This is a genomic window from Halovivax cerinus, assembly GCF_024498195.1.
Classification (GTDB): Archaea; Halobacteriota; Halobacteria; order Halobacteriales; family Natrialbaceae; genus Halovivax; species Halovivax cerinus.
In genome coordinates this window covers 277,560-303,693 of the sequence record NZ_CP101824.1, presented here as the reverse complement: position 1 = coordinate 303,693, position 26,134 = coordinate 277,560, and the positions used below count along the sequence as shown (strand labels likewise).

21 protein-coding genes and 1 pseudogene are annotated in these 26,134 nt (G+C 68.4%); 7 read left to right on the top strand and 15 right to left on the bottom strand.

Going from position 1 to position 26,134, the window contains the following annotated elements; translation table 11 throughout:
* Window positions 1–57: 57 nt before the first annotated feature.
* Window positions 58–2,166, bottom strand: coding sequence for a hypothetical protein (locus NO366_RS01520; protein WP_256532553.1), 2,109 nt, complete (start codon window positions 2,164–2,166; stop codon window positions 58–60).
* Window positions 2,167–2,327: 161 nt separating this feature from the next.
* Complete coding sequence (locus tag NO366_RS01515) at window positions 2,328–4,427, bottom strand: hypothetical protein (protein WP_256532552.1); 2,100 nt, start codon at window positions 4,425–4,427, stop codon at window positions 2,328–2,330.
* 64 nt (window positions 4,428–4,491) lie between these two features.
* Between NO366_RS01515 and NO366_RS01510 the strand changes: the two are divergent.
* Window positions 4,492–4,783, top strand: a pseudogene (locus NO366_RS01510) (cobalt-precorrin-7 (C(5))-methyltransferase); the annotation flags it as partial.
* Window positions 4,784–4,849: 66 nt separating this feature from the next.
* Here the strand turns inward: NO366_RS01510 and NO366_RS01505 are convergent.
* Window positions 4,850–5,536, bottom strand: coding sequence for a helix-turn-helix domain-containing protein (locus NO366_RS01505; RefSeq protein WP_256532551.1), 687 nt, complete (start codon window positions 5,534–5,536; stop codon window positions 4,850–4,852).
* Between the two features lie 193 nt (window positions 5,537–5,729).
* On the opposite strand from NO366_RS01505, the gene NO366_RS01500 reads away from it, so the two are divergent.
* The gene (locus tag NO366_RS01500; protein WP_256532550.1) at window positions 5,730–6,530 is read left to right on the top strand and encodes an alpha/beta fold hydrolase; all 801 of its coding nucleotides are present in this window, start codon (window positions 5,730–5,732) and stop codon (window positions 6,528–6,530) included.
* Window positions 6,531–6,594: 64 nt separating this feature from the next.
* Here the strand turns inward: NO366_RS01500 and NO366_RS01495 are convergent, their stop codons facing one another.
* Window positions 6,595–6,876: a DUF8059 family membrane protein gene (locus tag NO366_RS01495; RefSeq protein WP_256532549.1), complete on the bottom strand. Its 282-nt coding sequence runs from the start codon at window positions 6,874–6,876 to the stop codon at window positions 6,595–6,597.
* 25 nt (window positions 6,877–6,901) lie between these two features.
* Between NO366_RS01495 and NO366_RS01490 the strand changes: the two genes are divergently transcribed.
* From NO366_RS01490 to NO366_RS01480, 3 genes are all read left to right on the top strand, one after another.
* Complete coding sequence (locus NO366_RS01490; RefSeq protein ID WP_256532548.1) at window positions 6,902–8,206, top strand: cobyrinic acid a,c-diamide synthase; 1,305 nt, start codon at window positions 6,902–6,904, stop codon at window positions 8,204–8,206.
* 283 nt (window positions 8,207–8,489) lie between these two features.
* Window positions 8,490–8,768 carry a ribbon-helix-helix domain-containing protein gene (locus NO366_RS01485; protein WP_256532547.1) on the top strand — a complete coding sequence of 93 codons (279 nt, stop codon included), beginning with the start codon at window positions 8,490–8,492 and terminating at the stop codon, window positions 8,766–8,768.
* On the top strand, window positions 8,761–9,045 hold the full coding sequence (locus NO366_RS01480; RefSeq protein ID WP_256532546.1) for a type II toxin-antitoxin system RelE family toxin: 285 nt from the start codon (window positions 8,761–8,763) through the stop codon (window positions 9,043–9,045). The genes NO366_RS01485 and NO366_RS01480 overlap by 8 nt, the downstream gene beginning before the upstream one ends.
* Before the next feature lie 115 nt (window positions 9,046–9,160).
* Here the strand turns inward: NO366_RS01480 and NO366_RS01475 are convergent, their stop codons facing one another.
* From NO366_RS01475 to NO366_RS01435, 9 genes are all read right to left on the bottom strand, one after another.
* On the bottom strand, window positions 9,161–10,090 hold the full coding sequence (locus NO366_RS01475; RefSeq protein WP_256532545.1) for a class I SAM-dependent methyltransferase: 930 nt from the start codon (window positions 10,088–10,090) through the stop codon (window positions 9,161–9,163).
* Window positions 10,087–10,599, bottom strand: coding sequence for a hypothetical protein (locus NO366_RS01470; protein ID WP_256532544.1), 513 nt, complete (start codon window positions 10,597–10,599; stop codon window positions 10,087–10,089). The genes NO366_RS01475 and NO366_RS01470 overlap by 4 nt, the downstream gene beginning before the upstream one ends.
* Before the next feature lie 169 nt (window positions 10,600–10,768).
* A complete protein-coding gene (locus NO366_RS01465) occupies window positions 10,769–11,542 on the bottom strand; it encodes an enoyl-CoA hydratase/isomerase family protein (RefSeq protein ID WP_256532543.1) in 774 nt (257 codons plus the stop codon).
* Window positions 11,543–11,656: 114 nt separating this feature from the next.
* A complete protein-coding gene (locus tag NO366_RS01460) occupies window positions 11,657–14,617 on the bottom strand; it encodes a heavy metal translocating P-type ATPase (RefSeq protein ID WP_256532542.1) in 2,961 nt (986 codons plus the stop codon).
* A 44-nt stretch (window positions 14,618–14,661) separates the two neighbouring features.
* A complete protein-coding gene (locus tag NO366_RS01455; RefSeq protein ID WP_256532541.1) occupies window positions 14,662–15,519 on the bottom strand; it encodes a hypothetical protein in 858 nt (285 codons plus the stop codon).
* A 300-nt stretch (window positions 15,520–15,819) separates the two neighbouring features.
* On the bottom strand, window positions 15,820–17,463 hold the full coding sequence (locus tag NO366_RS01450; RefSeq protein WP_256532540.1) for a PKD domain-containing protein: 1,644 nt from the start codon (window positions 17,461–17,463) through the stop codon (window positions 15,820–15,822).
* Window positions 17,464–17,600: 137 nt separating this feature from the next.
* Window positions 17,601–19,232 (bottom strand): alkaline phosphatase family protein, encoded by a 1,632-nt coding sequence (locus tag NO366_RS01445; RefSeq protein WP_256532539.1) that lies wholly within the window; start codon window positions 19,230–19,232, stop codon window positions 17,601–17,603.
* 101 nt (window positions 19,233–19,333) lie between these two features.
* Window positions 19,334–20,428 (bottom strand): GNAT family N-acetyltransferase, encoded by a 1,095-nt coding sequence (locus tag NO366_RS01440; RefSeq protein ID WP_256532538.1) that lies wholly within the window; start codon window positions 20,426–20,428, stop codon window positions 19,334–19,336.
* On the bottom strand, window positions 20,422–20,547 hold the full coding sequence (locus NO366_RS01435) for a hypothetical protein (RefSeq protein ID WP_256532537.1): 126 nt from the start codon (window positions 20,545–20,547) through the stop codon (window positions 20,422–20,424). Before NO366_RS01435 ends, NO366_RS01440 begins: the two co-directional genes overlap by 7 nt.
* A gap of 287 nt (window positions 20,548–20,834) precedes the next feature.
* Between NO366_RS01435 and NO366_RS01430 the strand changes: the two genes are divergently transcribed.
* Both NO366_RS01430 and NO366_RS01425 read left to right on the top strand, forming a co-directional pair.
* Window positions 20,835–22,148, top strand: coding sequence for a DUF1616 domain-containing protein (locus tag NO366_RS01430; RefSeq protein WP_256532536.1), 1,314 nt, complete (start codon window positions 20,835–20,837; stop codon window positions 22,146–22,148).
* A 540-nt stretch (window positions 22,149–22,688) separates the two neighbouring features.
* Window positions 22,689–23,792: a hypothetical protein gene (locus NO366_RS01425; RefSeq protein WP_256532535.1), complete on the top strand. Its 1,104-nt coding sequence runs from the start codon at window positions 22,689–22,691 to the stop codon at window positions 23,790–23,792.
* A 118-nt stretch (window positions 23,793–23,910) separates the two neighbouring features.
* Here the strand turns inward: NO366_RS01425 and NO366_RS01420 are convergent, their stop codons facing one another.
* A complete protein-coding gene (locus NO366_RS01420) occupies window positions 23,911–24,825 on the bottom strand; it encodes a glycosyltransferase (RefSeq protein ID WP_256532534.1) in 915 nt (304 codons plus the stop codon).
* 70 nt (window positions 24,826–24,895) lie between these two features.
* Entirely contained in the window at window positions 24,896–25,987 is a 1,092-nt protein-coding gene (locus NO366_RS01415; RefSeq protein WP_256532533.1) for a GNAT family N-acetyltransferase, read from the bottom strand.
* Window positions 25,988–26,134: the final 147 nt, after the last annotated feature.

The window sequence follows — 26,134 nt, the reverse complement described above, 5'->3', positions numbered from 1 at the left end:
ACGGACGCACGAACGCGTTAGCGCCGCAGGCGTACCAGGTCGACGGCTCGACGGGCGTCAGCGCCTGCTCACACCCGATCTCGCTCGGTCGCGCCCGGAACCGTCGGCACCGGGGAGTTCTCCGGTACCGACCAGCAACCGCCCATCGAGACGGACGGCGAAGTCGCCCTCGGCGACGAGTGATGCGACCTCGGCCGCCGTGAGCGACGACGGCTGCGCTGCGATCGTACCGATCAGTCGGTGTCCCTCGCGGAGACACTCCTCGACGATCCGTCCGACGGGGTCGTCCGACCCGACGTGCCGGACGGTCGAGCCCTGCCGGAGAACGCCGGTGGGATAGTTCTTGAGAGTGAGGGTGAACCGATCCGAATCGACTGTGGCAAGGTCGATCATCGTCGGGGCACTGTTTACGCTACGAACGACCGTCACGGAGGCGTCGCCGACGAACCGGACGTCGACGTCGCGATCGACGCCGGCCGTGTACACCGCGTCCGCGACGGAAAACCCTCCGAGGAGTTGAGCGAGCGCTCCGCAGACCCGCTCACGGTCGGGGACACCGGCGGTGGACGCGACGGCGACGGCGCCTGCGGAGACGAGCGTATCGCCGTCACTCCCGGACGCGGCGTCGGCGAGCCAGACGACCGGGGTCGCGACGTCCCCCACCTCGCCGAGGCGTAGCGTCCGGTCTGCACAGCGGATCCCGTCCTCGCTGGCCGGTTGTTCGCAGTAGAGGGCGGTTCGCTCGTCACAAAGCGCCTCGCAAAGCGTCGACGCCGTGGGCCGTTCGAGCACCGAGATCGTCGTCTCGTCGGAAAGACGGTCGGCGAATCGCCGGAATGCGCCGGCCCGCTCCGGATCGTCCGTCGCGAGCGTGAGGTGGGCACGGTCGGGAGTGGGTCGTTCGATAGTGGGTGCCAGTTGCATCGCCTCCGCCCGGAGCCGGCAGGTTCCGGTCACCGACGCCGGAAACGTGTGGGCGGTTAGGAGGGCGTCCGGCCGTCTCGCACCCGCGTTTCCATCGCATCCGACGACCGCATCCTCGTCGGTGGTCACCGTCGGGGGAACGGCGTCCGGCGACCGAGCGACGTCGATTCGTGCGAGCTCGTGCAACAGCCCGGGCAGACACACGGCGTCGGCCGGATCCGGCCGCAGGACGGCCCGTTTCGGCCAGCGCGGACGATACGGCGAGAGCACCTCGTGCGCCACGTCGAGATACTCGAGTAACCGTTCCGACGGCGAGAGGTCGTACAGGTTCGGCGGGTAGAACGGCAGTTGCGGTGCCAGGTGATCGTACTCGGCGTTTCCGACCGTCTGGTAGCCGGCCTCCCGAACCAGAGAATCGAGCAGTAGACACCGGCCGAGGACGTCAGTGACCCGCTCGGACAGCGACGCCTCCGTCGTCTCGAGCGGTTCGACGTGGCCGTTTTCGAGGACGAGCGCGGGTGCGTCGCCGGCGACGAGATCCGCACCGAGGTAGAATGCGAGCGGTGCGACGGTGTAGCAGTGTTCGTAGGTGGGTGGGAGGCGAATCTCGACGCCCGTCTCCGGGCGTCGCACGTCCGGCGGGATCGAGAGGCGGTCGCCCCGCTCGATCGCCGGCGGGTGTTGCCTGAGCGTCGGCCACGAACACTCGGGGGTAAACTCCTTGATCGAGGACGCCAGGTACGGAAGCGCCTCGAGCAGCGCCTCCGGATCGTCGGGAACCGTGATCGCCGACGAAGGGTGCGATCGGAGCGAGCGGGCGCCGATGGCCACCGACGTCGGCTCGTCGAAGTGCATCTCGACGATGGATCGGTCCGCGTCGTCGAGGTACTCCTCGGCCCGAACCATCGCGTCCTCGATCCGGAGGTGGAGCTTCACCGAACCGGTGATCGACGCGTGGTACGTCGCCCTCGGGAGGGAGGTGTGCGCTGTCGTGAGGTTCTCGACCGGCTTACCCTCTGCGTCCCAGAGCGACCGACCGAACGCCCCGCACACGCGGAGTCGGGAGACGGTGACCGAGACCGCCTCGTCGACCGGAAACAGGAACACGTCGGGAAGCGCCGGCGTGAGTGTCGGATCGCCGTCGATCTCGATGGTCACCTCGGCGCCCTCCAGGTCGTCCGCGACGCGGACGGTCGAGCCGTCCCGGTCGAAGGAGACGGGTGAGTGGGGACTGCGAGTCATCGGCTCTGTCGACCGTTCGTCCGAACGGAATATATCGGTGCCGCTCCGACCGCGGCCGATCGAACCGCACCGTCGTGGCCGGCCCCCGTGTTCGGACGCACGACCCGCAGTCGACCGCTGCCCGCTCCTCGACGCTCGGCCGCCGTCGCGACCTTGGACTGTCAGCCGGGGTTCCTCTCGCGAACGACCTCTTGTCGGTCCCGTTCGGACGCGTCGTCGGCGACCACGAGACGCCCGTCGAGGCGGACGGAAAAGCCGTCGTCGTCGATCAGGGCCGCGACTTCCTCCGTCGTGATCGGAAGCGCCTGTTCCGCGTCGGTGCCAACGAGCCAGTTCCCGTCGTGGTTGCACTCCGCCAAGACCCGGCCGATGACGTCGTCGGGGCTGAGGGGCTCGATGGCCGCTCCTTGCCGGACGACGTCGGTGGGATAACTTCGAATCGTAAACGCGTAGCGGTCGTCCCCGATCGAACTGACGTCGAACACCGCCGGCGACTTGCAGACGTGGCGAACCACCGTCACGGAGGCGTCGCCGACGAACCGGACGGCGACCTCGCGGTCGACGTCGGCCGTGTACACCGCGTCCGCGACGGAGAATCCCGCGAGCAACTGGGTGAACGTTCCGCAAATCGTCGTCCCGTCCGGCGCGTCGTCAGTGAGTACGACCGCGATCGCGCCGCTGGAGACGAGGGAATCTCCGGTTGCCCCGGGCGGCGCCCCGGCGAGCCAGACGACCGGAGATTCGACGTCCTGTAGCGTATCGAATCGGAGCCGCCGGTCGGAACAGCGTATTCCGTCTCCGTTCGTCGCGAGTTCGCAGTACAGGGCCGTTCGGTCGGCACAGAGCGCCTCGCGAAGCGTCGACGCCGCGGGCGCTTCGAGCACCGATATCGTCGTCTCGTGGCGGATGCGGTCGGCGAACCGGTGAAACGCTCGCGCCCGATCCGGGTCGTCCGTCGCGAGGGTGAGGTGCGCACAGTCTGGGGCGGGCCGTTCGACGGTCGGCGCCCGCTTCATCGCGTCCGGATACAACCGACAGCTTCCCGACACCGGTTCCGGGAACGTGTGTGCGGTCAGGAGCGCGGCCGATCGCTGGGCCTCTCGGTTCCGATCCCGGCGTGTTTCCCCACGCTCGCCGTCCGAGATCGTCGGATGAACGCGCTCGGCCGACGGGGCGACGTCGATACGGGCGAGTTCGTGTAACAGCGAGGGGAGACACGCGACGTCGGCGATTGTCGGCCGCAAGACGGCTCGCTTCGGCCAGCGTGGCACGTAGGGAGCGAGCACGTCGTGGGGTACCTCGAGGTACTCGAGTAACTGATCCGCCAGGGGGACGTCGTACAGATTGGGTGGATAGAACGGCAACTCCGGCGCTAGCTGGTCGTATTCGGCGTTCTCCATCGGTTTATAGCCCGCTTTCCGTACCAGCGAGTCGAGCAACAGACATCGACCGAGGAGGTCGCCGACGCACTCAGACAGGCTCGCTCGACCCGTCGCGAGCGGTTCGACGTGGCCGTTCTCGAGGACGAGCGTGGGTACGTCACCGACGCAGAGATCCGCTCCTAGGTAGAACGCGAGCGGTGCCACCTGGTAGCAGTGTTCGTAGGTCGCCGGGACGCGAATTTCGACGCCTGTCTCCGGGAGCCGGAGTTCCGGCGGGACGTCCAGCCGGTCGCCGCGTTCGATCGCCGGCGGGTGTTGCCTGAGCGTCGGCCAGGACCGCTCGCAGGTAAACTCCTTGATCGACGACGACAGGTACGGGAGGGCGGAGAGCAGCGACTCGGGTTCGTCGGGGACCGTGATCGTCGCCGACGGAAACGATCGGAACGAGCGGGCACCGATCGCTACGGACGTCGGCTCGTCGAAGCGCAACTCGACGATCGAATGGCCCGCCTCGTCGAAGTACTCCTCGGCCGTGTCCACCGCGCCCTCGAACCGGAGGTGGATCTTCACCGCGCCGGTGATCGACGCGTGGTACGTCCCTCGCGGGAGGTCGTCGAGACCGTCCGCGATGAGACCGACCCGGTTTCCGTCCCGGTCCCAGACCGTTTGCCCGAACGTTTCGTGCAGGCGCATTCGGGAGGCGACGACCGAGACCGCCTCGTCGACTGGAAACAGAAACACGTCGGGAAGCGCCGGCTCGAGCGCCGGTTCCCCGTCGATCTCGATTCTCACCTCGGCGCCCTCGATGTCGTCCCCGACGCGGACGGTGGAGTCTGCTCGCTCGAAGAACACGGGGGATCGTGCCGCGCCGTCAACCATTTTATCGAACCGTACGAGATGATTAAATATACTTGTACCGACTCGGCGTCGAACACGGGTTCGGGGCGACCTCGACGGGGAGCTAACGCGCCTCGCCGCGACCGTGGGTAACTGGCACCTGCTGGTATTGTCCCGACCGTTCGACTGGATGCCCGGCGACATCGCCGATTTGCTGCTCGACGAGGGGGCGAATTCGGCACTCGACGCGTTGGTGTGCGAGAAGCTGACGTACGACGACGAGGGCGTCCACCGATTTTTCACTCGGCGAACTCGTCGACCCCGCCGGCGGCGACGGCCCCGACGACACGCCGTTTTCCGATCTGAGCGTCCTGGTCGTCCGCCGACCTGTCGAGTGAGCGACGAACGCCGGCGGACGGCCGGCCACGTCGGTTCGCCGCGATCCCCGTCACCGGCCGCGGCCCTCAGTTCGGCGCCGGTGGCCACGTCGGCGCGACGGTCTCCTGGACGAGTTGCGTCTGGGCCCGACGCAGTCGCTCCGAGACCGAGGAGGCGGCAATGTCGAGTTCGTCGGCGAGCGCGTCGAGCGAGGTCCGGCGGGGAATCTCGAAGTATCCCCGTTCGTAGGCGATCCGGAGCGCTTCACGCTGTTCGTCGGTCAGCCCGTCGCCCGCCGGTTCGGGGTCGCCGTCGCAGGTGAGCCGGCGGAGCCTGAATCCGGCGTTGTCCTGCCAGAACGAGGCGAACGCGTCGAACGCCGTCCGATCGAGGAACCAGCCCGTCTGTCGCCAGCCCCCGGGCAGCACCTCGATGCGTTCGATGATGGCGTCTTCGGTGGCGAGGTCGGTGAGCCCCTCTAGGTCGTCGATGGCGTCGCCGAGCTGGTCGGCGAAGCTGTAGGCGGGTCGTGCCCGGTACCGGCGCGTGGACCCAGCGTCGCCGATCAGCGTCCACGTCGCGACGTCGTCGGCGTCGGTCAGCGCCGGTTCGAGCGCGCGCCGGGAGCCATCGGTCACGGTGACGACGAACGGCGGCCGATCGCCGTGGTTGTACTGGAGGTCGAGGCCGATAGTCGCCTCGGGGACGGCCGACGCGACACCCGCGAGCGGTAACGCGGGACACTCGATGTCGAATTCAGCTACCAATCCCATACAGCGTTCTCCGCGCACACTCTCAAGGGGGTGACGAAGTCACCTGTGTGCCTGGACCGATCGGTGGAGCGCGTGTTCACCCGCCGTCCGTGACCGGATCCCGGCGGCCCCGGACCTCCGCGACCGACTCACTCATAAAGGGCCGCATCACTGAGAGACGAGTCTACCGTCCGGACAGCCGAACGGTGAGTGTATGCAGACGATACACGCGTCCGACGGAACGCAACTTACCTACGACCGAGATGGAACTGGTCAGCCGCTTTGCTTGCTCCACGGCGGCATGGCACCGCCCGAGTACTGGGCGCCGGTTCGTCGCGAGCTCGAGAACTACGCCACGATCGTCCCACAGCGGCCGGGATTCGGGACGTGCCTCGACGACCAAACCGAGACCGGACCGGACGACGTCCTCGACCGCGAGGTGGCGTCCGTCCGCGACCTCGTCGACGGGCTGGACGACGAACCGATCTTGTTCGGCCACTCCTACGGTGCGCTCACGGCCATCGAAGTCGCGCGTGAGGCGCCCGTGACGGCCGTCGTCGCCTACGAGCCGGCGATCCTCCCCGAGCCGTACCGGGCCGAGGCTGATCTCGCCGACCGGATGGAACGGCTGCTCGAGGCGGGTCGGCACCGCGAGGCGGTCAAGCGCTACGTCGAGCTGGTTTTGCACCCGGACGGGATCGACGATCTCGACGCGTGGCTGGCCGAGTGGCCACCATGGCCCGACTGCGTCGAACTGGCCGAGGAAGTTCTACGGATGAATCGCGCGGTGGAACGGTATCGGCTTCCCGATCGGCTCGACGTCGACGTACCGGTGCTGGTGCTGAGCGGGACGGCCGGACCGGACTTCCTCCGCGAGAGCGCCCGGAGCGTCCACGACGCACTGCCACACAGTCGGTTCGTCGAGTTCGACGGGCTCGGCCACGGTGGGCCGGCCAGCGCACCGCGACGGGTCGTCGGTGCCGTCGAGTCGTTCCTCGACGATCGAACCCCGTAATCGACGATGCGAGTCGCCGATCGGGCCCGGTACTCGGCGCCCCTCCGATCCGACGCGTTCGACCTCAGTCGTCCGCCGGTGCGCCGCGACCGGAGCCCGCGCCGCTCACATCATCGTCGCCATCGTTCGTCACCGTCGCGTAGAGCATGAGCAACATCGAGAGGATGAGCGCGGCGCCCCAGAGGAAGCCGGTCGGCATGCGGAACGTCAGGCCGAAGCCTTCGCCGAGCCAGACGACGCCGGGCTCGGTCGACCGAACGGGTCCTGTGGTCGAACCGGTCGCGCCGGCCGGTGGGCCCGTTCCAGACCGGCGGACGGCCCGGCGGGACGCCGTCGACAACTTCAAGGTCACTTGTAGAAACGAAACTGTAATGAACGGATTCGTCCTCGGCGGCGTCAGCTCCGGCGTCGGCAAGACCGTCGCTACCCTGGCGATCGCCGCGGCCCTCGACGAGGCGGGCTACACGGTTCAGCCCGCGAAAGCGGGCCCGGACTTCATCGATCCCGGTCACCACGAGGCGGTCGCCGGTCGTCCCTCGCGAACGCTCGATCTCTGGCTCTGTGGCGCGGACGGTCTCCGGCGGAACTACGGCCGCGGCGACGGCGATATCTGCGTCGTGGAGGGCGTCATGGGGCTGTACGACGGCGACGTATCGAGCACGGCGATGGTCGCCGAAGCGCTCGATCTGCCGATCGTCCTCGTCGTGGACGCGAGCGCCGGGATGGAGAGTGTCGCGGCGACCGCGCTCGGCTTTCGCGAGTACGCCGACGCGATCGGTCGGGACATCGAGGTCGCGGGGGTCGTCGCCCAGCGCGCCCACGGCGGACGTCACGAGGCCGGAATCCGCGAGGCACTGCCGGACGATCTGACCTACGTCGGCCGGATTCCCCCGAACCCCGACCTCGAGATTCCGGACCGGCACCTCGGCCTCGAACTGGCCGACGAGTCGGCGCTTCCGAGAGACGTGCTGGCGACGGCCGCAGAGCCCCTCGACGTGGAACGGCTCGTCGATATCGCGAGCGAACCGGCCGACGGGCCACCGTCGTCGATAGACGCCGGGACGTCCGTCGATGCCACGGTCGCGGTGGCCGACGACGCGGCCTTCTGTTTTCGCTACCCCGCAACCGTCGAGCGGCTGCGGGAGCGAGCGGCGGTCGAGACGTTCTCGCCGCTCGCCGGCGATCCGGTACCCGAGTGCGACGGCGTCTACCTGCCCGGCGGCTATCCGGAACTGCACGCCGAGGCGCTCGAATCGTCGGGAACGGTGTCCGAACTCGGAACCCTCGCGAGCGACGGCAGTCCCGTCCTCGGCGAGTGCGGCGGGTTGATGGCGCTGTCACAGTCGCTAACCACGGCCGATGGCGAGACCTACGCGATGGCCGGCGTGCTCCCCGCCGACGTGATCGTGCACGATCGGTACCAGGCGCTCGACCACGTCGAACTGGAGGCGATAGACGGGACGCTGACCGCCGCGTCCGGTGACCGGGTTCGCGGCCACGAGTTCCACTACTCGAGTGCGACCGTCGACGGCGACGCCCGGTTCGTGTTCGAGACCGTTCGGGGAGCCGGACTCGACGGGACCCACGACGGACTGACCGAGTACCGATCGCTGGGCACCTATGCCCACGTCCACCCCGAGAGCGGCGCATTCGACACGTTTCTCGAGCGCCTGTGATCGACGTGCGATACACGTTACCGGGGTGACGGTTCGGCAGTGTCTCGACGACACGACGTTGGACGACGGCCCGGCTCCCCCACGCAGACGCGGCCCGCCCCGACACTCACTCCTCGGTTCCGTAGATCGGCACGAGCACGTGTCGGAGCGCCGGGAGCGCGTCGTGGGCCGCGCGGACCTGCTCGATCACCGTTCCGGGGTTCGGAGGCGACAGCGTCGTCCGCTGCGCCCTCCGCCAAACGCGTCGAAACGCCTATTGGTAAGACGTACGTATTACGCTAATATGTCTGAAGCAGCCACGAACGACGGTTCGGACGACATCACGACGGTGAACTTCAAGCTCACCGAGTCGTTCCTCGACGAGATCGACGACACGTGGCAAGGTCGCGGCTTCAACAGCCGGAGCGAGTTCATCCGCTACGTCCTCCGGGACGCCGTCGAGTTCCCGACGTTCGATCGGGACGAACTCCTCGCGCTCCTGGACGCCGACGAGGACGCTCGTGAGGGGCGGACGGTGAGCGCAGACGAAGCGCGAGAGCGGTTCGGCACCGACGATGACTGAAGACGGGTGGACCTGGGAACTCGCGGAGACCGCCACGACCGATCTCGACTCGCTGGCACCCGACGAGCAGGACCGGATCCTCGACAAACTCGACGAGATCGTTACCTCCCCCTGGCGCGATCCGCCCGAATACGGCGAACCCCTCCGGAATAGCCCGTACAGGAAGATTCGGGTTGGGGGGTTTCGACTCTCCGTGACGTTCCGGCGTCGTGATCGGCGATTGATCGTCGCACGTATCAAACGACGTAGTGGCGCGTATACCGCTGACGACGATTAACGGGACGTCACTCTCAAAACCCACGATCCCGTCCGGTGGGGCAATCGCCGTCGGTTCTCCAGCGGTACTCGCCTCCTGAATCGGTCTGGAACCTGGTTCCGATCCTGTCCGACACTCACTCCTCGGTTCCGTAGATCGGCACGAGCACGTGCCGGAGCGCCGGGAGCGCGTCGTGGGCCGCGCGGACCTGCTCGATCACCGTCTCCGGATCGAGGCCACGGTGAACGAGCGTGCGTTCGAGGGCGCGCCCGAGCGGCCCGTCCGCGACCGCGAGGAACCGTCGCGTCCAGGTCCGGAAGCGCCGGACGCTGTGGGCGGAGATGTCCGTGATGAGTGGCGCGGCGAGGTCGGCCGCCTCGATCGCCTCCCGGTAGGCGTGGCGCGTCCACAGCCGGGGCATGCCCCAGGCCGTCCGGAACCGGTCGAGCGCCCGATCGTCGACGATACCGCGGGCGACGAGAAGGTCGGAGACGACACAGACCCCGCGGGGTTCCAACACGCGGGCGAGTTCGCAGAAGAGCCGGCGTTTCTCGGGTTCGTAGACGATCGCATCGAGTGACAGACACGCGCCGAACGCGTCGCGACCGAACGGGAGGCGCGTCGCGTCGCCGACGGTGAACGACGGCCGGTTTCCCTCTCTGTTGTCGTCAGTCGACGCTGCCGCCTGCGCGAGCGCGACGTTGTCGGAGACGAGGTCGACGCCGACGGCGTCGACGCCGTGGCGCTCCGCGACGTACCGCGTCGCGCCGCCGCGGCCGCACCCGAGATCGAGGACGCGCCGCTCGTGCCAGCGCGGATCGAGCGACGACAACTCCGAGACGACGCGCTCGACGAGACGCTGCTGCGGAGAACCGACCAGGTGCGTCTGCCACGCCCGCGAGTAGCCCACGTTGAGGTACTCGTCGGTGGGCAACACGAGGTCGAGCGCTCGCCAGACGTCCGCGCGTGTGCCGCGCTCGGCGAACTGGGCGTCGAGCCGATCCACACGGTCGCGGCGACCGATCTCCCGAGACGCGCCGTCGGGAGCGAGCCGTCGATCCGTCATCCGTCTCGTCCCCCGACCGTTCCCTCGGCGTTCGCGACGCTGGCGGCGCTCCCTACTGGCGACTCGTCAGAGGCGACGTTCCCGGCTATCCCGTCGTCAGAGGCGACGTTCCCGGCTACCCTGTCGTCAGAGGCGGCGCTTCCCGTCGCGGAGACGTCCGAGTAACAGTGTGCAGACGCTTCGCAGTACGCCAGGTTCGCACAACTCCGCGGACGGTCGTACTCGATGTCCCGGTGGCGGCGGAGGAACGTGACGTAGCCGTCGTCCACACGGTCGAGTTTCTCGTGACAGAGCCACTTCGAACCCCATCGCCCCGCCGCCAGGTTTCGGTACGGACAGAGAAAGACCGTCCGCTCCGTCCCGTCGACCCGTGGCGTCTCGACGATCCGCACGCCCACCAGCCGGTAGGCGAGTCGCAACCGCCGGACGACCGACTCGGGCGTCCGTGCACGAACGAACAGGAGGTGAGCGAACGCGTAACCGAACCAGTACAGCGCCCGTTCCAGCATGGAGGCGGTCTACCTCGACCGGTGCAATGACTCTTGGGTCCGTCTGCAAACTGTGACATTCGACATCACATACCAATATCGGCGGATGACGGGGACGCGTCGGACCGGCCCGTCTCGGCGGGGACGTCACGCTCGACGTGGCACCGAGCGAGCACCGTGAACCGCCGAGCTACCGTCCGCGAAAGTCGGGGTCTCGGTCGGACACGAACGCCTCGATGCCCTCCGAGGCGTCGTCGGTGTGGTAGGCCTCGATCTGGGCCGTCGCCTCCCGTTCCAGGTGCTCCTCCAGGGTATTCGCGTTGGCTCGCAGGAGGAGCCGACGGATGGCAGAGAGGGCGCGCGTCGGGCCGTTGGCCAGTTCGATCGCGCGGCTGGTCACGAGTTCGTCCAGCGCGTCGCCGCGTTCGGTCGCCGTTACGAGTCCCATCGACGCCGCTTCGGGGGCGTCGACGATCCGACCGGTCGCGAGCAGTTCGAAGGCGGTCTGGACGCCGACGAGTCGGGGCAGTATCCAGGTCGCACCGGTGTCGGCGGAGAGGCCGATCTTCGCGAACGAGAAGCCGATTCTGGCGTCCTCGGCCGCGTAGACGAGGTCGCAGGCGACGGCGAGCGCCGCGCCGGCGCCCACCGCGGGGCCGTCGACGCGGGCGATCACCGGGGCCGAGCACGTGGCGATCTCCCGGACGGCTGCGTGAAAACTCCGGTTGACGAGGCCGGTCGAGGGCTCTTCGCCGACGCTCGTCAGGTCCAGCCCCGCGCAGAAGGCGTCGCCCTCGCCGGTGAGGACGACCGCCCTGACGTCGTCGTCCGCGTCCAGTTCGCGGAACGTGGCCGCCAGTTCCTGCGTCTCGGCGCGCGAGACGGCGTTGCGTCGCTCCGGCTTCGAGATGACGACCCGCGCGAGCGGTTCGTCGTCGAGCCGCTCGGTCACGATGGTTCCCATACGCACGGGCACTCGCGAGACCGGCATAATCCTGTCCGTCTCGGCCAGCGGACGGGCCGCGGGATCGTCGACGTCGGGATCCAGCGGGTGGGGAGCCGCCGATCGATGCGCGGGCTAGCGTCGCCCGAGGCCGAGCGGGTACGAGGCGTACGCGACGATAGCGGTCGCAGTCACCGCGACGCCGGTCATCGTCACGAGCGGGTTCGCGAGGCCGGCGAGTGCCGCGGGAATCGCGATCGCGTTGTACGTACACGAGAGCCAGATGGTGCCGCGTCGCCGACGCCGCGCTCGATCGGCGAGTGCGAACGCGCGTTCGACGCCGGTGAGGTCGTCGTCGGCGATCGCGATATCGGCCGCGTCGGCCGCCAGAGCCGTCCCGCCGCCCAGCGCGACGCCCATGTCGGCCGCCGCGAGCGCGGGCGCATCGTTCGTTCCGTCGCCGACCATCGCCACCTGCCCGGCAGCGGCGAGCCGTCGGACCGCCTCGACCTTGCCGCTCGGCGTCACGCTGGCGTAGACGGCGTCGACGCCGTCGTGGTCGGCCAGGAACTCGGTCGCGGAGTCGTCGTCGCCGGTGAGGACGATCACGTCGACGTTCCGGGACGAGAGCACGTCGACAGTCTCCGCCCACGACTCGCGGGGCCGGTCGCCGACCGTGACGACGCCGACGGCGCGTCCGTCTCGGCCCACGACCACGGGAAGGTGGCCCGCGTCGCGGATCGACGCGACGGTCGCCGCGATCTCGTCGTCGACGGTCCAGCCCCGCGAGTCGAACAGCGAGGGGTGGCCGACGAGAGTGGTCTCGCCGTCGACCGTGCCGGCGACGCCAGTCGGGTGCGTCTCGAACGACTCGACGGTCGGGTGGCGGTCGTCCATCGCGCCGTCGTCGACCGTCGAGTCGGAGCCCGCACGTTCGGCGTGGCTGTCAGTCGGGCTCGCCTCCGAACCGTCACCGCCGGCGTCAGTCGGGTCCGCATCCGAACCGTCACCGCCGCCGTCCGTCGGGTCCGCCTCCGTACCGTCACCGCCGCCGTCAGTCGGGCCCGCCTCCGTACCGTCACCGCCGCCGTCAGTCGGGCCCGCCTCCGAATCGTCACCGCCGCCGCCCGTCCTGTCGCGTTCAGCGGTTCCGCCGTCGCCGCGGAGTGTATCACGCTCGTCTCCTCCTCCGTCTCGTTCGGACGGAGCACCTCCGGGTTCGGACGGTCCACGTCCGGGTCCGTCCTCGTCTGTGTCCGGACCGAACACGTCGACGATGGCGTCGGCGGCGGGGTGGGCGGCCCGTCGTTCGAGCGCCGCCGCGGCACGTCGTGCCGTGGCCGGTCCCGTCGCGTCGCGGACGGTCATCTCGCCGGTCGTTAGCGTCCCCGTCTTGTCGAAGATCATCGTGTCGACGTCGCGGAGGCGGTCGAAGACGGTCTCGTCGAAGACGACGACGCCCGCGTCCGCCGCCTCCCGGAGGCTGGTCGCGACGGAGACTGGTGTCGCGAACGCGAACGCCCACGGACTCGCGACGATCACCGCGAGCAGGAGGTGCCGGAGGGACGCGACGAGCCCGTCGCCCGCGAGCAGGGTCGCCGTGGCGGCGACGATCGCGCCGCCGACCACCAGGGGGAGGGCGCGGCCGGCGAGTTCGTCCGCCCGATCCGACGCGCCGTGGCTCGCGCTCTGGAGGTCCCAGACGCGACGGGTGAGCCCGTCGAGTCGGCTCGTCGGTTCGTCCCCGACGGTGACCACGGCACTTCCGGCCGTGACCGTCGAGCCGCCGACGACGGCCGCTCCCGCGGTCCGCTCCTGCGGTAGCGACTCTCCGGTGAGGACTGCTTCAGCGACCGTACACCGACCCTCCGCGAGTGTCCCGTCGACGGGGATGCGTTCGCCCTGCCGGACGAGAATCCGATCGCCCGTCGACAGCTCGTCGGTGGGGACGACGCTCGTCGACCCGTCGGTGTCGAGCCGGCGCGCTTCGGCGACCGACGCCCGGGTCAGCGCGGTCAGTCGCGAGGCGGCGTCGCGCTTGACCGTCGCCTCCCGGTAGATCGCGCCCATGACGAGCGCCGAGACGACGATCGCGAGATCGAAGTAGAGGTCGGAGCGGCCGACGAGGACCGACAGGGTCCCGTAGACGACGGCCGCGACGATCGGCAGCGTCGCGAGCAGGTCGGTGTTCGGCCGCCGGAGTCGAAGTGCGATGTACGCGCCACGGAGGAGCGGTCGGCCGGTGAGGTAGACGATGGCGCCCGTGACGACGAGGAACAGCGGTAACACGCCCCAGTCGAGTTCCATCGGTCCGCCGAAGAGGGAGAGGGCGCCCCAGCCGGTGAGGTCGGCGAGCGCGGCTGGGTAGAAGAGGACGACGTAGGGAACCAGGAGGAACGACCCGAAGACGACGCCGAGGACGTAGCGCATCTCGAGGAAGTCGTCCGCCCGGCGCTTCCGGAATCCGGCGACCTCTCGCTCCCGGTACGTCTCGCCCGTCACGTCCGTACCGATCCCCCGGTCGTCGCCCGAGAGCTGTGGCCGGTCGCGACCGACGCCGTCGCCGGCCTCCCGTGCGCCGCGTTCCCGCACGAAGGCGGTGAACCCGACCCCGGTGAGGGCGGATTCGAGGTCGTCGGGCGTGATCCGCCCGGGATCGTGATCGACCCTGACGGCTTCGGTCACGTAACTCGCAGAGGCGTCCGCGACGCCGTCGCGACTCGCCGCGACCGATTCGAGGTACGTTTCGTCGTGCGCGGCGTGCATCCCGTCGACCCGGAAGTACGTGCGGACGAGTTCGCCGTCGCGGGAGTCGTCCGGTTCGGTCGCGTCCGCGCCGTCGGCTGCACCGTCTCCCGGTAACACCGCGTCCACCGGTGACGCGGAGTCTCGCGCCCGGTCACCGGCCGACGCTGGCTGGAGCGCGTCGTCGAGGTGTCGACACCCCGGGCAACAGTACGGACCGGACGGTGCCGGTTCGTCGTCGGCCGGCGGGGACGGGGCGGATCGGCGGCCGGTGCCGGCCGCACCGTCGCTGGCGACGGCCGTGCCGCAGAACGCACAGGTTCGATCCCCGCCCGACTCGCCGGCTGTCACAGGGGCGATTCGGCGCGTGCGTCATTAACGCTGGCGGATCCCGGTCAGGAACGCTCACCGCCGTCCGGGTCGAGTTGCAGGACGATCACCGCCTGTCCGTGCGAGCCGCCGGGGACGTAGTCCCAGCCGCCGCCGGCCGCCTGGTAGGAGACGGCGTCGTCGACCGGGTCGACGCTCGTATCCCAGGCTTCGTTCGCGTTCTGGATGTAGCCGACGACGTCTACGTGCTCGGCGTACTCGCCGGTGACGCGCGCCTCGCCGTAGGAGATGGAGCCGTTCTCCGGCAGTCCGTGGAACTCGATACAGTGGCTGTCCATGACGCCGTCGCCCTGTGGGAGGTCGGCGGCGATCCCGAACTGGTCCGCGTCGAGCGGCTGGGTTTCGTCGCTCACCGGGTACTCGACCGCGAACGGATCGGCCAGCGAGTGCCAGGAGAGACTCTCTCCCGTCGGTATCGTCACGGTCGTGTTCGGAATCGACTCTCCGACGATGGGGTCACCGTCCGCGTTGAGCAGCGTCACGCAGAGTTTGCCCGACCCCTCGCCGAGGTACGGGTCGCGGTACTCGTCGCGCGGGTTGACGTAGCTCACCCAGTCGCCGTCGGGATCGCTGGCTTCGAAGTACGGATCTCCCTGCTCGGGGGCGGCGATCGCGGCGGCCGACTCTGCGATCGCGGGCGCGCCGTCCGACTCGTTCGTCGTCCCGTCCGATTCGTTCGCCCCGCCGTCCCCGGTCGATTCGTTCGGGTCAGCGGCGTCGACGTCCGTCGGCGCCCCCTGGTCGTCCCCCGGGAGGACCTCGTCCGCGAAACCGAATCCGACCGCCGACGAGACGACGACGGCGACGATGGCGATACCTGCGAGCGTTACGAGTGCGGCGACCGCGAATCCGCGTCGGTGCATGCGTACCGCAGCCGGCATCGATACCGGCTATTGATATGACCGGCGTACCGACGAGTAGGCGATCGTTTCGGGATCGATGACGGTCAGGTTCGTGCGACTGCCACCGGTCTCTGACCGTGTCGACCGCGTCACACTCTCCGTCGGCGGGCTGGGGAATCGCAACGGGCGGCGAACGTACGGGCGGCCAGTGGCTCCCTGCTGTGGGCCGAATCGATACGCATCCTCGGAGAGAGCGACCGGCAACGAGAGCAGTTGCTCTCGGAAAATGGGCGAACGCGATCCGAATACAGGATGCGTTCGTCACTCGACGGTGACCGTGATCGTCTCGACGTCCGTCTCGTCGATCAGCCCAATCGTGATCGATTCATCGGCTTCGAGCGGGACGCCGGCCTCGGACGGGTTCAGCTGGATCGATACCGTCTCGTCCGTTCCCGGGTACACCCAGTGTTCTTTGCGACTCGCGTCTATCCGCTGGTTGTAGTGCGTTTCCGTCCCCCTGAAGACGAAGACGGTCAACTGCTCTGAGTGTGTGGTCATCTCCGACGGAACGGTTACGTCTACGAGAACCGTCGTGTCTCCTGCCACGGGCTGATCCGAGACAGAGAGGTCGATTCGTGTGACGGGTGACTTGCCGGGTTCGATCCGGTCGATGCCGGCGTCGTGTTCCATATTCCGCCGGTGGAACGCGACGCAGTCGTCTGTGATTGCGCGGCTGTACTCGTAATCGACGCCCTCGTAGATGTGAAATTGCGCCGATGCACCGGCCTCCTCGTAGATCGTCTCGCAATACGGAAGTCGGTCTTGCTGCATATCGTCGCCGTAGACGTCGAGTGCGATTTCACGCTGTGGCTCGCTCCAGTCGTCGTAGGGGACCGTGTCGGTGTCGTCCTCTGCGCCCATGTAGACGAATTGAGAGACGTCCGTCCACGCGTCCTCGTCGAAGGGAGTTCCGGTGAGTGATTCGACGTCGGAGACGCCGATCGGATAGCTGAGCTCGTGTCCGTCCGTGTTCTCCATCGGGAGGATCGCTGTGCCGTTCACCGCCCAGGCGGTGACCGAACGCACCCGGTCCGGGTGGAGCGCGGCGAATCGGTTGACGAAGTTCCCGGTGACCGAGAACCCGTTCAGAAGGACCTCGTCGTCGGCAGCGTAGGAGAGCGCGTCCAGTTGTGCGCCCGCGTGGTCGACCATTCGGAGTAGTTGCCGATCGACGCGGGCCAGTTTCTCGTTCTCGATCGCCATCGTGTCCGCGTCCAGGGCCTGCACGTTGTGGTGGCTGCCGACGGGTTCGTCCTCGGGTTGGGGGAAGACGGGAACCAGCAGTGGAACGCCCAGGCCGTCGCTGATACGCCGACAGATTTTCGTGGGAAATTCGACGAGGCTCCTGGCCCACTTGCGGTGTGCATCGAACGAATCGGTCGCCCGTCCGGTGTTGTTCGGTTCGACCACGATCGGCCCGCCGCCCGTCTCGAGGTCCGCCGGGACGTACAGAAAGTAGGGATAGTTGAATCCGAACTCGGGTGCGGCCGCCACCTCCACGAACTCACCAGATTCGGCCACCGACTCGACGCTATCGAGGTCGGCCACGTCGAGGTGGGCCGTGGACTCGCCGATGACGCCGTGGTCCGCGTGGACGAGCTGGACCGTGATATCCTGGGATTCGCCCAGCCCATCGTCTATCTCGACGGTTTTGTCCCTGGCGCTTTCGCTGGCGGGGACGTCGTCCTCGGCTACTTCGTCACCGGCTGCGTTCCTGACGACGAGTGACGCGTCGCGGTCTGTTTCCACGGTCGCGACCGTTACCGAGCGGCCGTCGCTCAGTTGGTCCCTCACGATAACGGTAGCGTTTGGCGACGGTTCCGACGGCTTGCCGTCGTTCGTACACCCCGCGAGTCCGACGGCACCGACCCCCGACGTCGCTGTAATGAAATCACGCCTGTCCATATGTCCTCACCTGATAGTTGGTAAATAACCATTTCTATCTCGGTGTCGTCGTTCGGTGATCGGGAGCCGGCCCGGTGCGCTCCGACGCACATCCAGCTGCTGGATCCGCTCTGGCGGACTGTCTCGTCGGTCGCCACTCACTCGATGTATCCCAGGTCAGCAAGGCGCTGTTCGACGGCGTCGTCGTCGGTCTTGGCCGACTCGTCGTTCTCGAACCGCGGGTAGGACCGCTCGCCGGCGTGCGGGACGCAGGGGAGGACGGTCCCGTCCATGCGCTCGTCCGCTGGGACGTCGAACGTCGAGAGCACGGTCGGCGCGACGTCGCAGAGGTGCGCGTTGCCGACACCCTCGCGCAGATCGACCGTCTCACCGGCGACGGCGACGAACCCGTCCAGTTTGTGGTTCCAGGGTTCGGTCGGCCGGCCGAAGCGCTCGCCGCGCAGGGTCGTCGAGAGGAAGTGGTCGTAGTCGGCGGGGATGGTGACGACGTCGACCGCCCGGTGACTCTCCGGTCCGTGGAAGTAGGCCTCTCGCGGCGCGACGGTCTCGAAGACCGGCTCACCGTCCGGCGCCGTGACCGCCCGGAGCTCGTTCATCAGGTCGGCGCGGACGTCGTCGTAGTCGGATTCGGGCACGACGCCGTTCGGCTCGCGACCCTGCAGGTTGAGTCTGATCCCGCATTCGATCCGCGAGCGCATGTAGGCGGCCGAGTGCCGAAAGTCGACCTGCTCCGTGCCGGCGCTGACGAGGGCGTCGGGGACACGCCTCGCGACTGCGTCCGCGAGGCCCACCCGCTCCAGGGCGGCGCCGATGCGCTGGCTCGTCAGGCCCACCGACGCGAGCGCGACCATCGATCGCTGGAGGGGTCCGGGCCCGCTCTCGTCGCTCGGTGCGCCGGCGCCGGTTCTCGTCGTATCCTCGCCCGCTTTCAGACTTCGTTCGCGCGCCCGTGACCAGGTCGGCATGCCGCGACCGCCACGGACCGTCTCGACGGCGCCCAGTTCCCGGAGGAAGTCGTTGACGCGAAACTCGTAGCCCTCGTAGGGTCCCATCCCGTGATCGCTCGCGACGACGATCGTCTCCGGGCGACAGGTGTCGAGCGTCGCCTCGACCTGGCGGTCGACCTCGCGATAGAGCGCACGGATCCCCGCCGTATCGTCGGGTCGACGGTGAAAGATCGAGTCGGTGGCCTGGAACTGCAGGAAGCCGAAGTCCGGTTCGAACCGATCGGCCAGGTAGCGAAACGCCTCGCCGCGCGAGCGGATGGCCCGGCAGTACGCGTCGGTCGAGTCGTCGTCGGGATAGACGTGGTAGTCGCCGATCGCGTCGCGGACGTCGTCCAACAATCCCTCGGGGTGGCACGTCGGGTCCTCGGGCGCGGTATAGCCGGGAATCAGGGCACCGTCGACGGCCCTGGGCGGGTGGGTCACCGGCGCGTTCACCACGACGCTGCGGTAGCCGTGGCGGTCGAGGAGTTCCCAGAGCGTTCGTTCGCGGACGTCGGTCGCGTTGACGACGTCCCAGTCGTACCCGTCGAACGTGAGGAAGCTGAAGACGCCGTGTTTGCCGGGATTCATCCCGGTGTAGAGCGAGGGCCACGCGCTCGCCGTCCACGGCGGGACCTGCGACCGCAAGGGTCCGCTCGCACCCGTCGAGACGATCGAGGCGAGCGTTGGCAACTCGCCGTCGGCGAACAGCGGCTCCAGTATTCGCTCGCAGGCCGCGTCGATCCCGACCAGCAGGGTCCGGAGCCCGGTGTCGGCTGTCATCGCCCTCGACGACCACTCGGCGTCCTTTGGGTAGTGACCTACTGCGCCCGGGTACGGTCACGATACCCAACCGATCGCGCCGGAGTGGGGCCGGTCGCTCCTCACTTCGTGACCGACTGGTAGAGGTGCGCGAGCGTCTGCATGCCCCAGGAGCCCCGTTCCATGCTGTAGGCTGTCCGCAGCGACGGGTCGAACTTCGCCTTGTAGCGGTTGATCCGGCGGGTCTCGCCCCCGACGAGGTCGTAGGTGGCGAGGCCACGATCACGCGCGTCGCGCATGACCGCCCAGTCGAGCAGATCGTTGACCGGCACGTCGACGTCGCGGTCCGTCCGGACGCCGCCCATCCATCGGCCGATCGTGTCGCCGTACTCGACGGCGAGGATACCGCCGACGAATCCGCCGTCGACGCGACAGACGTACGGCCGGACCGCGCCCCGATCGGCGCGCTCGTGGAGGTCGACGACGAAGTCTGCGGGGACGTCGAAGTCGACGCCCTGGGAGTGGTACCGCTCGCGAACCTGGGCGACGATCCGCCGAATCGCGGTGGCGCCGTCGGTATCGGCCGCCGAGAGCGCGGGCGCACCGTCCGTTCCGTCGTCGACACCGTCACTCCCGCTGACGAGGCGATCACTCGCGCCGTCGACGATCTCGTAGGCATCCGCCGGCGTGTTCGTCACGTTTCGCCGAGCGTCGCTGCTGAACCGGGAGAGGAGGTCGTCCTCGTCCGCCGAGAGGTCGACGTGGTAGGTGAACTCGGGGGTGACGTCGTACGCGGCCCACTTGAACGAGCGCACGTCGGAGTAGGCCGGTCCCGTCCGGACGTGGGTGTACCGCGGCCCGAGCTCGTCGTCGATCCACTCGAGACAGCCGTCGACGAATCGCTCGCGACGTTTCTCGCGCTTTCGCTGTTTCAGCTTTCCGAGGTTCAGGGTGGCGGGCCCGAGCGCGGGCACGCGGAGGTCCGGGGGCGGCGAGAACGCCGTCATCACGGGCCCCTTCCGGATGGCGAAGACGGGGAAGACGCCGACGGGCTCCTGGCCTTTGAAACCGACGAGGGGGTGGAGGCGCGCTCCGGCGTACTCCGCGAGCGTTCGCAGGGCGTCGTACTCGTGAAACAGCGTCCCGTGGGGCGACCGCGAGACGTAGCCGTTCCATCGCGAGACGTCCTCGTCCGTCGCGACGCGGACGTCTACCACCGGTCGTCACCTCCGCCGACGCCGACGGCGTCGGTCGGCCGGCGGTGGCGCCGCGCGGCCGCGGTGTCGCCCGTGACGGCGTCGTCGATTCGTGACCGTGCGCTCGTACTGGTGTGCATACGTCAGGGCTCGTGACGATTCGGTTTTGTAATCGGCCCCCTTCCGGCGAATTCCGACCGGTTTCCCCCGGGACGCCGGCCCTCGCCCGTGACGACCCTGCGGGGCGATCCGCGAGTAGCCACAGGCTTCCCGCCCGAATCTGGCCGCGAGTAGCCACACGCTTCCCGCCCGAGACTGGCCGCGAGGGGCCCACGAACCCACCGTTTTCGACGCCTGACTGCCATCGGTCGCGGACTGCCCGGTATCCGAGTAGTAACAATCCGCGTACGGGTCGGTTCGTCGACCGATGAAGGAGCTGTTCGAGCGGTCGCAGGCGACCCACACTCGAACGGCCGACGGTCCACGGACCGCCGGCTCGACGGATCTCGCGGCCCTCTGTGGGTTCGTGGTCGTCGCCGTCGTCGTGCTCGTCGGCTGGAACCCGCCCGCGCCGCCGCTTCGCGCGGTCGTGGGCGTCCCGTTACTGTTTCTGGCCCCGGGATACGCCGTCGTCTCGCTTTGCTTTCCGGCCCGGTCGTCGGGGCTCGATCCCGGGACCGCAGGTGGCGCCCTCGGCGGCCGGACGCCGTCCGACGGCGAACGCATCGCGCTCTCGTTCGCGACGAGTCTGGCGATCCTGCCGATTCTGGGAGTCGTCCTCCCGTTCGTCGCCACGTTCCGACTCGGCCCAATCGTGGCCGCCGTCGCCGGCGTCACCGTCGTCGGCGCGGTCGGTGCGTGGATTCGTCGTCGCCGCCTGTCGCCTGCCCGCCGATACCGCCCGTCTCGTACCCTCCGGTGGTCGACGCTACGGTCGGCCCTGTTCCCGACGGGCTCGCCGCTGCTCGCGGCGACGAACGTCGTCCTCGCGGTCAGCGTCGTGCTCGCGGTGGCGACCGGTGGCTACGCGCTGCTCTCGCCGCTGGACGGGGAGCGCTACACCGGGATGCAGCTGCTCGCCGCGGACGACGACGGTGACCTGGTCGCCGCCGGCTACCCCACGGAGATCGAACCCGGTGACTCGGTCTCGCTCACCGTCGCCGTCGACAATCAGGAACGTCGCGAGGTGACCTACGACCTCGTCGTCCGCCAGGAGCGCTATGTCGACGGTGAGCGACGCGACGACGAGGTACTCCACGAAGCGACCCTCTCCGTCGAGGACGCCGAGACCGTCCACCGAGACGTCGCCGTGACGCCGACGGCCGAATCCGGCGACCTCCGTCTGGTCTACCTCCTCTACGTCGACGGCGTCCCGGAGGATCCGTCGCCCGAGAACGCCTATCGCTACACGCACGTCTGGATCGATGTGGGCGAGGCGTCTCCCGGCGGCGACCCTGGCGAAGACGGTCCGCCGACAGGTGGCGACGATATCGGCTCGGACGACGAGTCCGGTGACAGTCCGGTGGCGGATGGGAACGAATCGGACGACGGTCCGATAGGGGCCGGCAACGAATCCGACGACCCTGGCGGAGCCAACGACGAGTCCGACGATTCGGCAGGTGGTGCCGGGACGAGCGACGAGCCGGGAGCCGGCGGAAACGAATCGGACGACGGGTCGGACGTCGGCGTCGGCGACGACTTCGAGGTTGGCGCGTCGGTCCGCGGAGCGAACGTGGGCTAGATCCGCGACGGATTCGGCGACGGTCGAGATGCCGTGACGGTCGCCGCGGGCACTCGGGGCGTCGCCACCTCGTCTCGAAACCGGAGTGCGGTCGGAACCGGTACCAGCGTGGGTCGCGTTCTCCGTTCTCGCTGTTCTCCGTCGGATTCGCCGCGACGGCGTCACCATCTTGGACCACAGCGGAATCGACGCCGCTGCGCACGCTCGGATCGGGTTCGCGGGGTGACACGGAATCGATTCCTCGCCGTCCATCAGCGGCGACCCACACGTCATCGGCGCCGACCGGACCGGTACCGGCGTCGACCCACACGTCACCGACGGTTGGCCCGATCGGTTCCGGCGTCGACCCACACGTCACCGACGGTTGTTCCGACCGCCACTGGGGTTCGAGCGTCACCCGACGCCATCGGTGCTAGAAATTCCGTCGCTCGTGACCGCACTAGCCTCCGGCGTATTTCGTGAAAAAACGTAGCACCGTCATATCGCAGTGAAATGGCGCCATAACAAACGGCCGTCTCGGCCTCCGTTCGCAGGCAAGGTATGATCCGCATCAACCGAACGGTCCTCGCCGTGGTGGGACTCGCGCTGGTTTCGATCGGTCTGGTGGTCCTCGCCGCCGGGGCGCCGACCGTGGCCCAATCGGGGGCGAACGCGAGCACCGACCAGACGGACGGACAGCCCGACCTCTCGCTCCCCGCCTACAACGACGGCTACTCGGCCGTCCAGGGCGATCGGTGCATCCCGATCACCCCGCTCGGCGACGGCTATCAGACTGCCGAAGAGTACTACGACTATCGCCATCCGGAGACGAGCCCGAGTTCGTACATGTACAGCTCGCACGGGACGACGCACGTCCAGGCGGCAGACACCAGTCGTCTGTTCCTCCAGGACGGCGGTGACGGCCTCAACCTGGTGGTCGTCCACGGCGAACTCGAGGGAACCGGTGACGGCGGAGACGTGACGTTCGTCTTCGACGGCCTCCCCGACGGCGAGTGGGCCGTCAAGGACGACCAGTACGATCTCGACGTCGAGAACGGGTCCGGAACCAACGACGACGTCTGGGACCGCCGCGGCGACGCGAGTCGCGTCAGCTGGACCTGGGCCGGCGGCCGGACCGATGGTGGCGTCTACACCGACCTCGGTGACGACTTCGCCGTGACGATTCGACCCGCGTTCAACGACGTGGCGGACCTCCAACAGAGTGACGGGGAGATAACCGAGTGGCAGGTACTCTCCGGCGACGATCGGAACCCGCAGGCGACGTCGCTCGACACGACCGAGCCGGTCGAACTCCGCTCGGGCGGGTGTTCGGCCGTCACCGCCCTCGACGTCGTCGAAACCGACGGTGGGTCGGTCACGTTCAACGCGACCGTGACGAACCAGGGTGACGCAGCGGAGACCATCACTGTCCCGATCGCGATGGACGGTGAGGTCGTCGAGGAATACGACCTCTCGATCGGCCCGAACGACGCCGTGACGTTCAACGCGACCGTCTCCGTCGACGAAGCGGCGACGCTGTCCGTGGGCGGACAGTCGGCGAGCGTCGACGAGTCGGGTGGCATCGCCACCCGATTACCCGGGTTCGGCGTCCCGGTCGCTATCGTCGCGGTACTGTCGGTTCTCGCGCTTCGAATCCGACGGTAACGCGACGTCTCAGTTTTCACCGGCGCGGTCGGACCGATCACCGATCGCGTGCGCCCCGTCGCCTGCCGGGCGACCGGCTCCCAGTCGTGCCGTGGACGTCTGGACGGTGGCCAACCCGTCAGGCGACCGTCCGTCGGTAGACGGCGAGAATGCGTTCGCCCATTCGATCCAGTCCGAGCGGCCGGACGGCGTCCCGACCGCCGGGCTCGTCGGCAGCGTCGAGCGCGCACCGAAGCGTCGTGGCCAGTTCGTCGACCGACTCGCCGACGCCGCTGACGGTGAGGGAGTCGACGCGTTCCGGGACGTCGCCGACGGGGGTCGACACGACCGGGGTGTTGCACGCGAGCGCCTCTTTGACGGTGCTGGGTGAGCCTTCCCGGTTGGACGTAAGCAGGAGGGCGTCGGCGGCGTTCATGTAGGCGGGTATCAGGTCGTAGTCGACGCCGGAGATCGCGTGCAACTCCACGTCGTACGGCGCCCGGTTGGCCGTCCGCTCGACCACACGCTCGGCGAGCGGATAGTTCTTGACGGGCCGATCCGGGTGGTAGGGAAACAGCACGTGCCGACCGTCGGTCGGCCAGTCGACGACGTCGCGGGCGCGATCCGTCTCCATCGGTCTGAACAGTTCGAGATCGATACCGTAGGGGATGACGTGTACCTCTCCGGACAGGATTCGGGCCATCTCCGGACTCACCACGATGACGTCGTCGCACAGGCGGGCGAACCCTCTCGTCAGGCCGCCGAATCGGCCCATCAGGTCCGATCCGACCAGGCTCGTCACGACCGGAACGCGTCGCTGTGCCACGGCCGCCGGGATCGTCAACCCGAAGTTGGCGTGGACGAGGTCGTACGCGGCCAGGTCCCGCGAACGGACCGCCGGGCAGAATCGGAGGTAATCCGTGACGCGCCGCCCGTCCGGTCCGGATCGCGGGACTTCGAGGACGTCGCTCTCGACGCCGCGATCGGCCAGGGCCGTGACCTGATTGGTCACGTACGTGGCCTCGGCGTTGGTCGTCAACTGGAGGACGCGCATCGGCTGTCCCCGTCGTGACGGTGACCGACGCTTCTGGCGACGGCGCACGAGCGAGGTCCGGTTGGTCCGCTCACGCGTTCCACCACTCGTACAGCGAGCGCAGCGGCCCCACGCCCGTCGCCGTGCGTTCGAGGATGGCGTACGATGCGAGGTCAGGATTGAACTTCGCTTTGTAGTCCCAGAGGCGTTCGACGTTGGCGCCGGAGAGGTCGGCGACGTCGCAGCCGTCGGCTCGGGCTCGACGCATCGAGTGCCAGTTCAACAGGTCGTTGATCGGCAGGTCGACAGTCGATCGCGGTTTCGGCACGCCCTGCCAGAACGTGAGTCGATCGTCGTCGGTGAGCGAGAGCCGACCGGAGACGGGCTCGCCGTCCACGGTGAGTTCGTAGGCTTCGATCGTCCCCTCGGGGAGGTCCCGGTAGATCCGCGTCAGGAAGTCCGTCGAGAGCGGGAACGTCTCGCCCTGCTCGGCGAAGCGCCGATGGAGCTGGCCCGCGAGCCGTTCGACGCTCGCCTCGCCGCCGCGTTCGATCGCGTATCCCGGGTCAGCGCCCTCGGTTCCGTCGTCGGCGTCGATTCCGTCGTCCGAGTCGGCGTGGACGACCGCGCCGCCGTCGGCGACGGCGCGCGGCTCGTAGGCGTCCTGGATCGAGGTCCGGGCGTCGCGCGAGAACGATCGGAGCAACTCGGACTCGTCCCGGTCGATGTCCAGTTCGTACGTGAACCGGGGTGTCACGTCGAAGCCACGCCAGCTGAAGGGGCGCACCTCGTCGTAGGCCGGGTTCGTGACGATCCGGACGTAGTGGGGGTCGACCTCGTCGTCGATCCACTCGAGGCAGGCTTCGACGAACTCCTTCGTCCGGAGCGTCGCCTTCCGATACTTGATGTTCGGATCGAGCATCATCGCCGGCCCGAGGTACGGGATGCCGGCGTGGGGCGGCGGAGAGAAGAGCAGTCGGAGCGGCCCCCGAGCGTCGACGAACAGCGGGAGAATTCCGATCGGGTGATCGCCGTTCTTCCCGACGAGACGCGTGAGCTCTGCGTCCGTCTCGTCGGCGATGGCGTGGAGGAACTCGGCCCGATGGAATGGGGCACTCTGTGTCGATCTATCGACGTACGCGTTCCACTCGTCGTCGGCAGGGAGTCGGTGAACGTCAATCATTCGTGCGTGTTCGCTGGTCTGACCAACGATCGATTCCCCGAAAAGTAGCGGCCGACTACCGGCGAAGAACGGGTGGGATAACTACTGGCGGGGTTCGATCACCAGAAACTACGATACTTAATGGCTAGTGGACATTTCCATCGACCC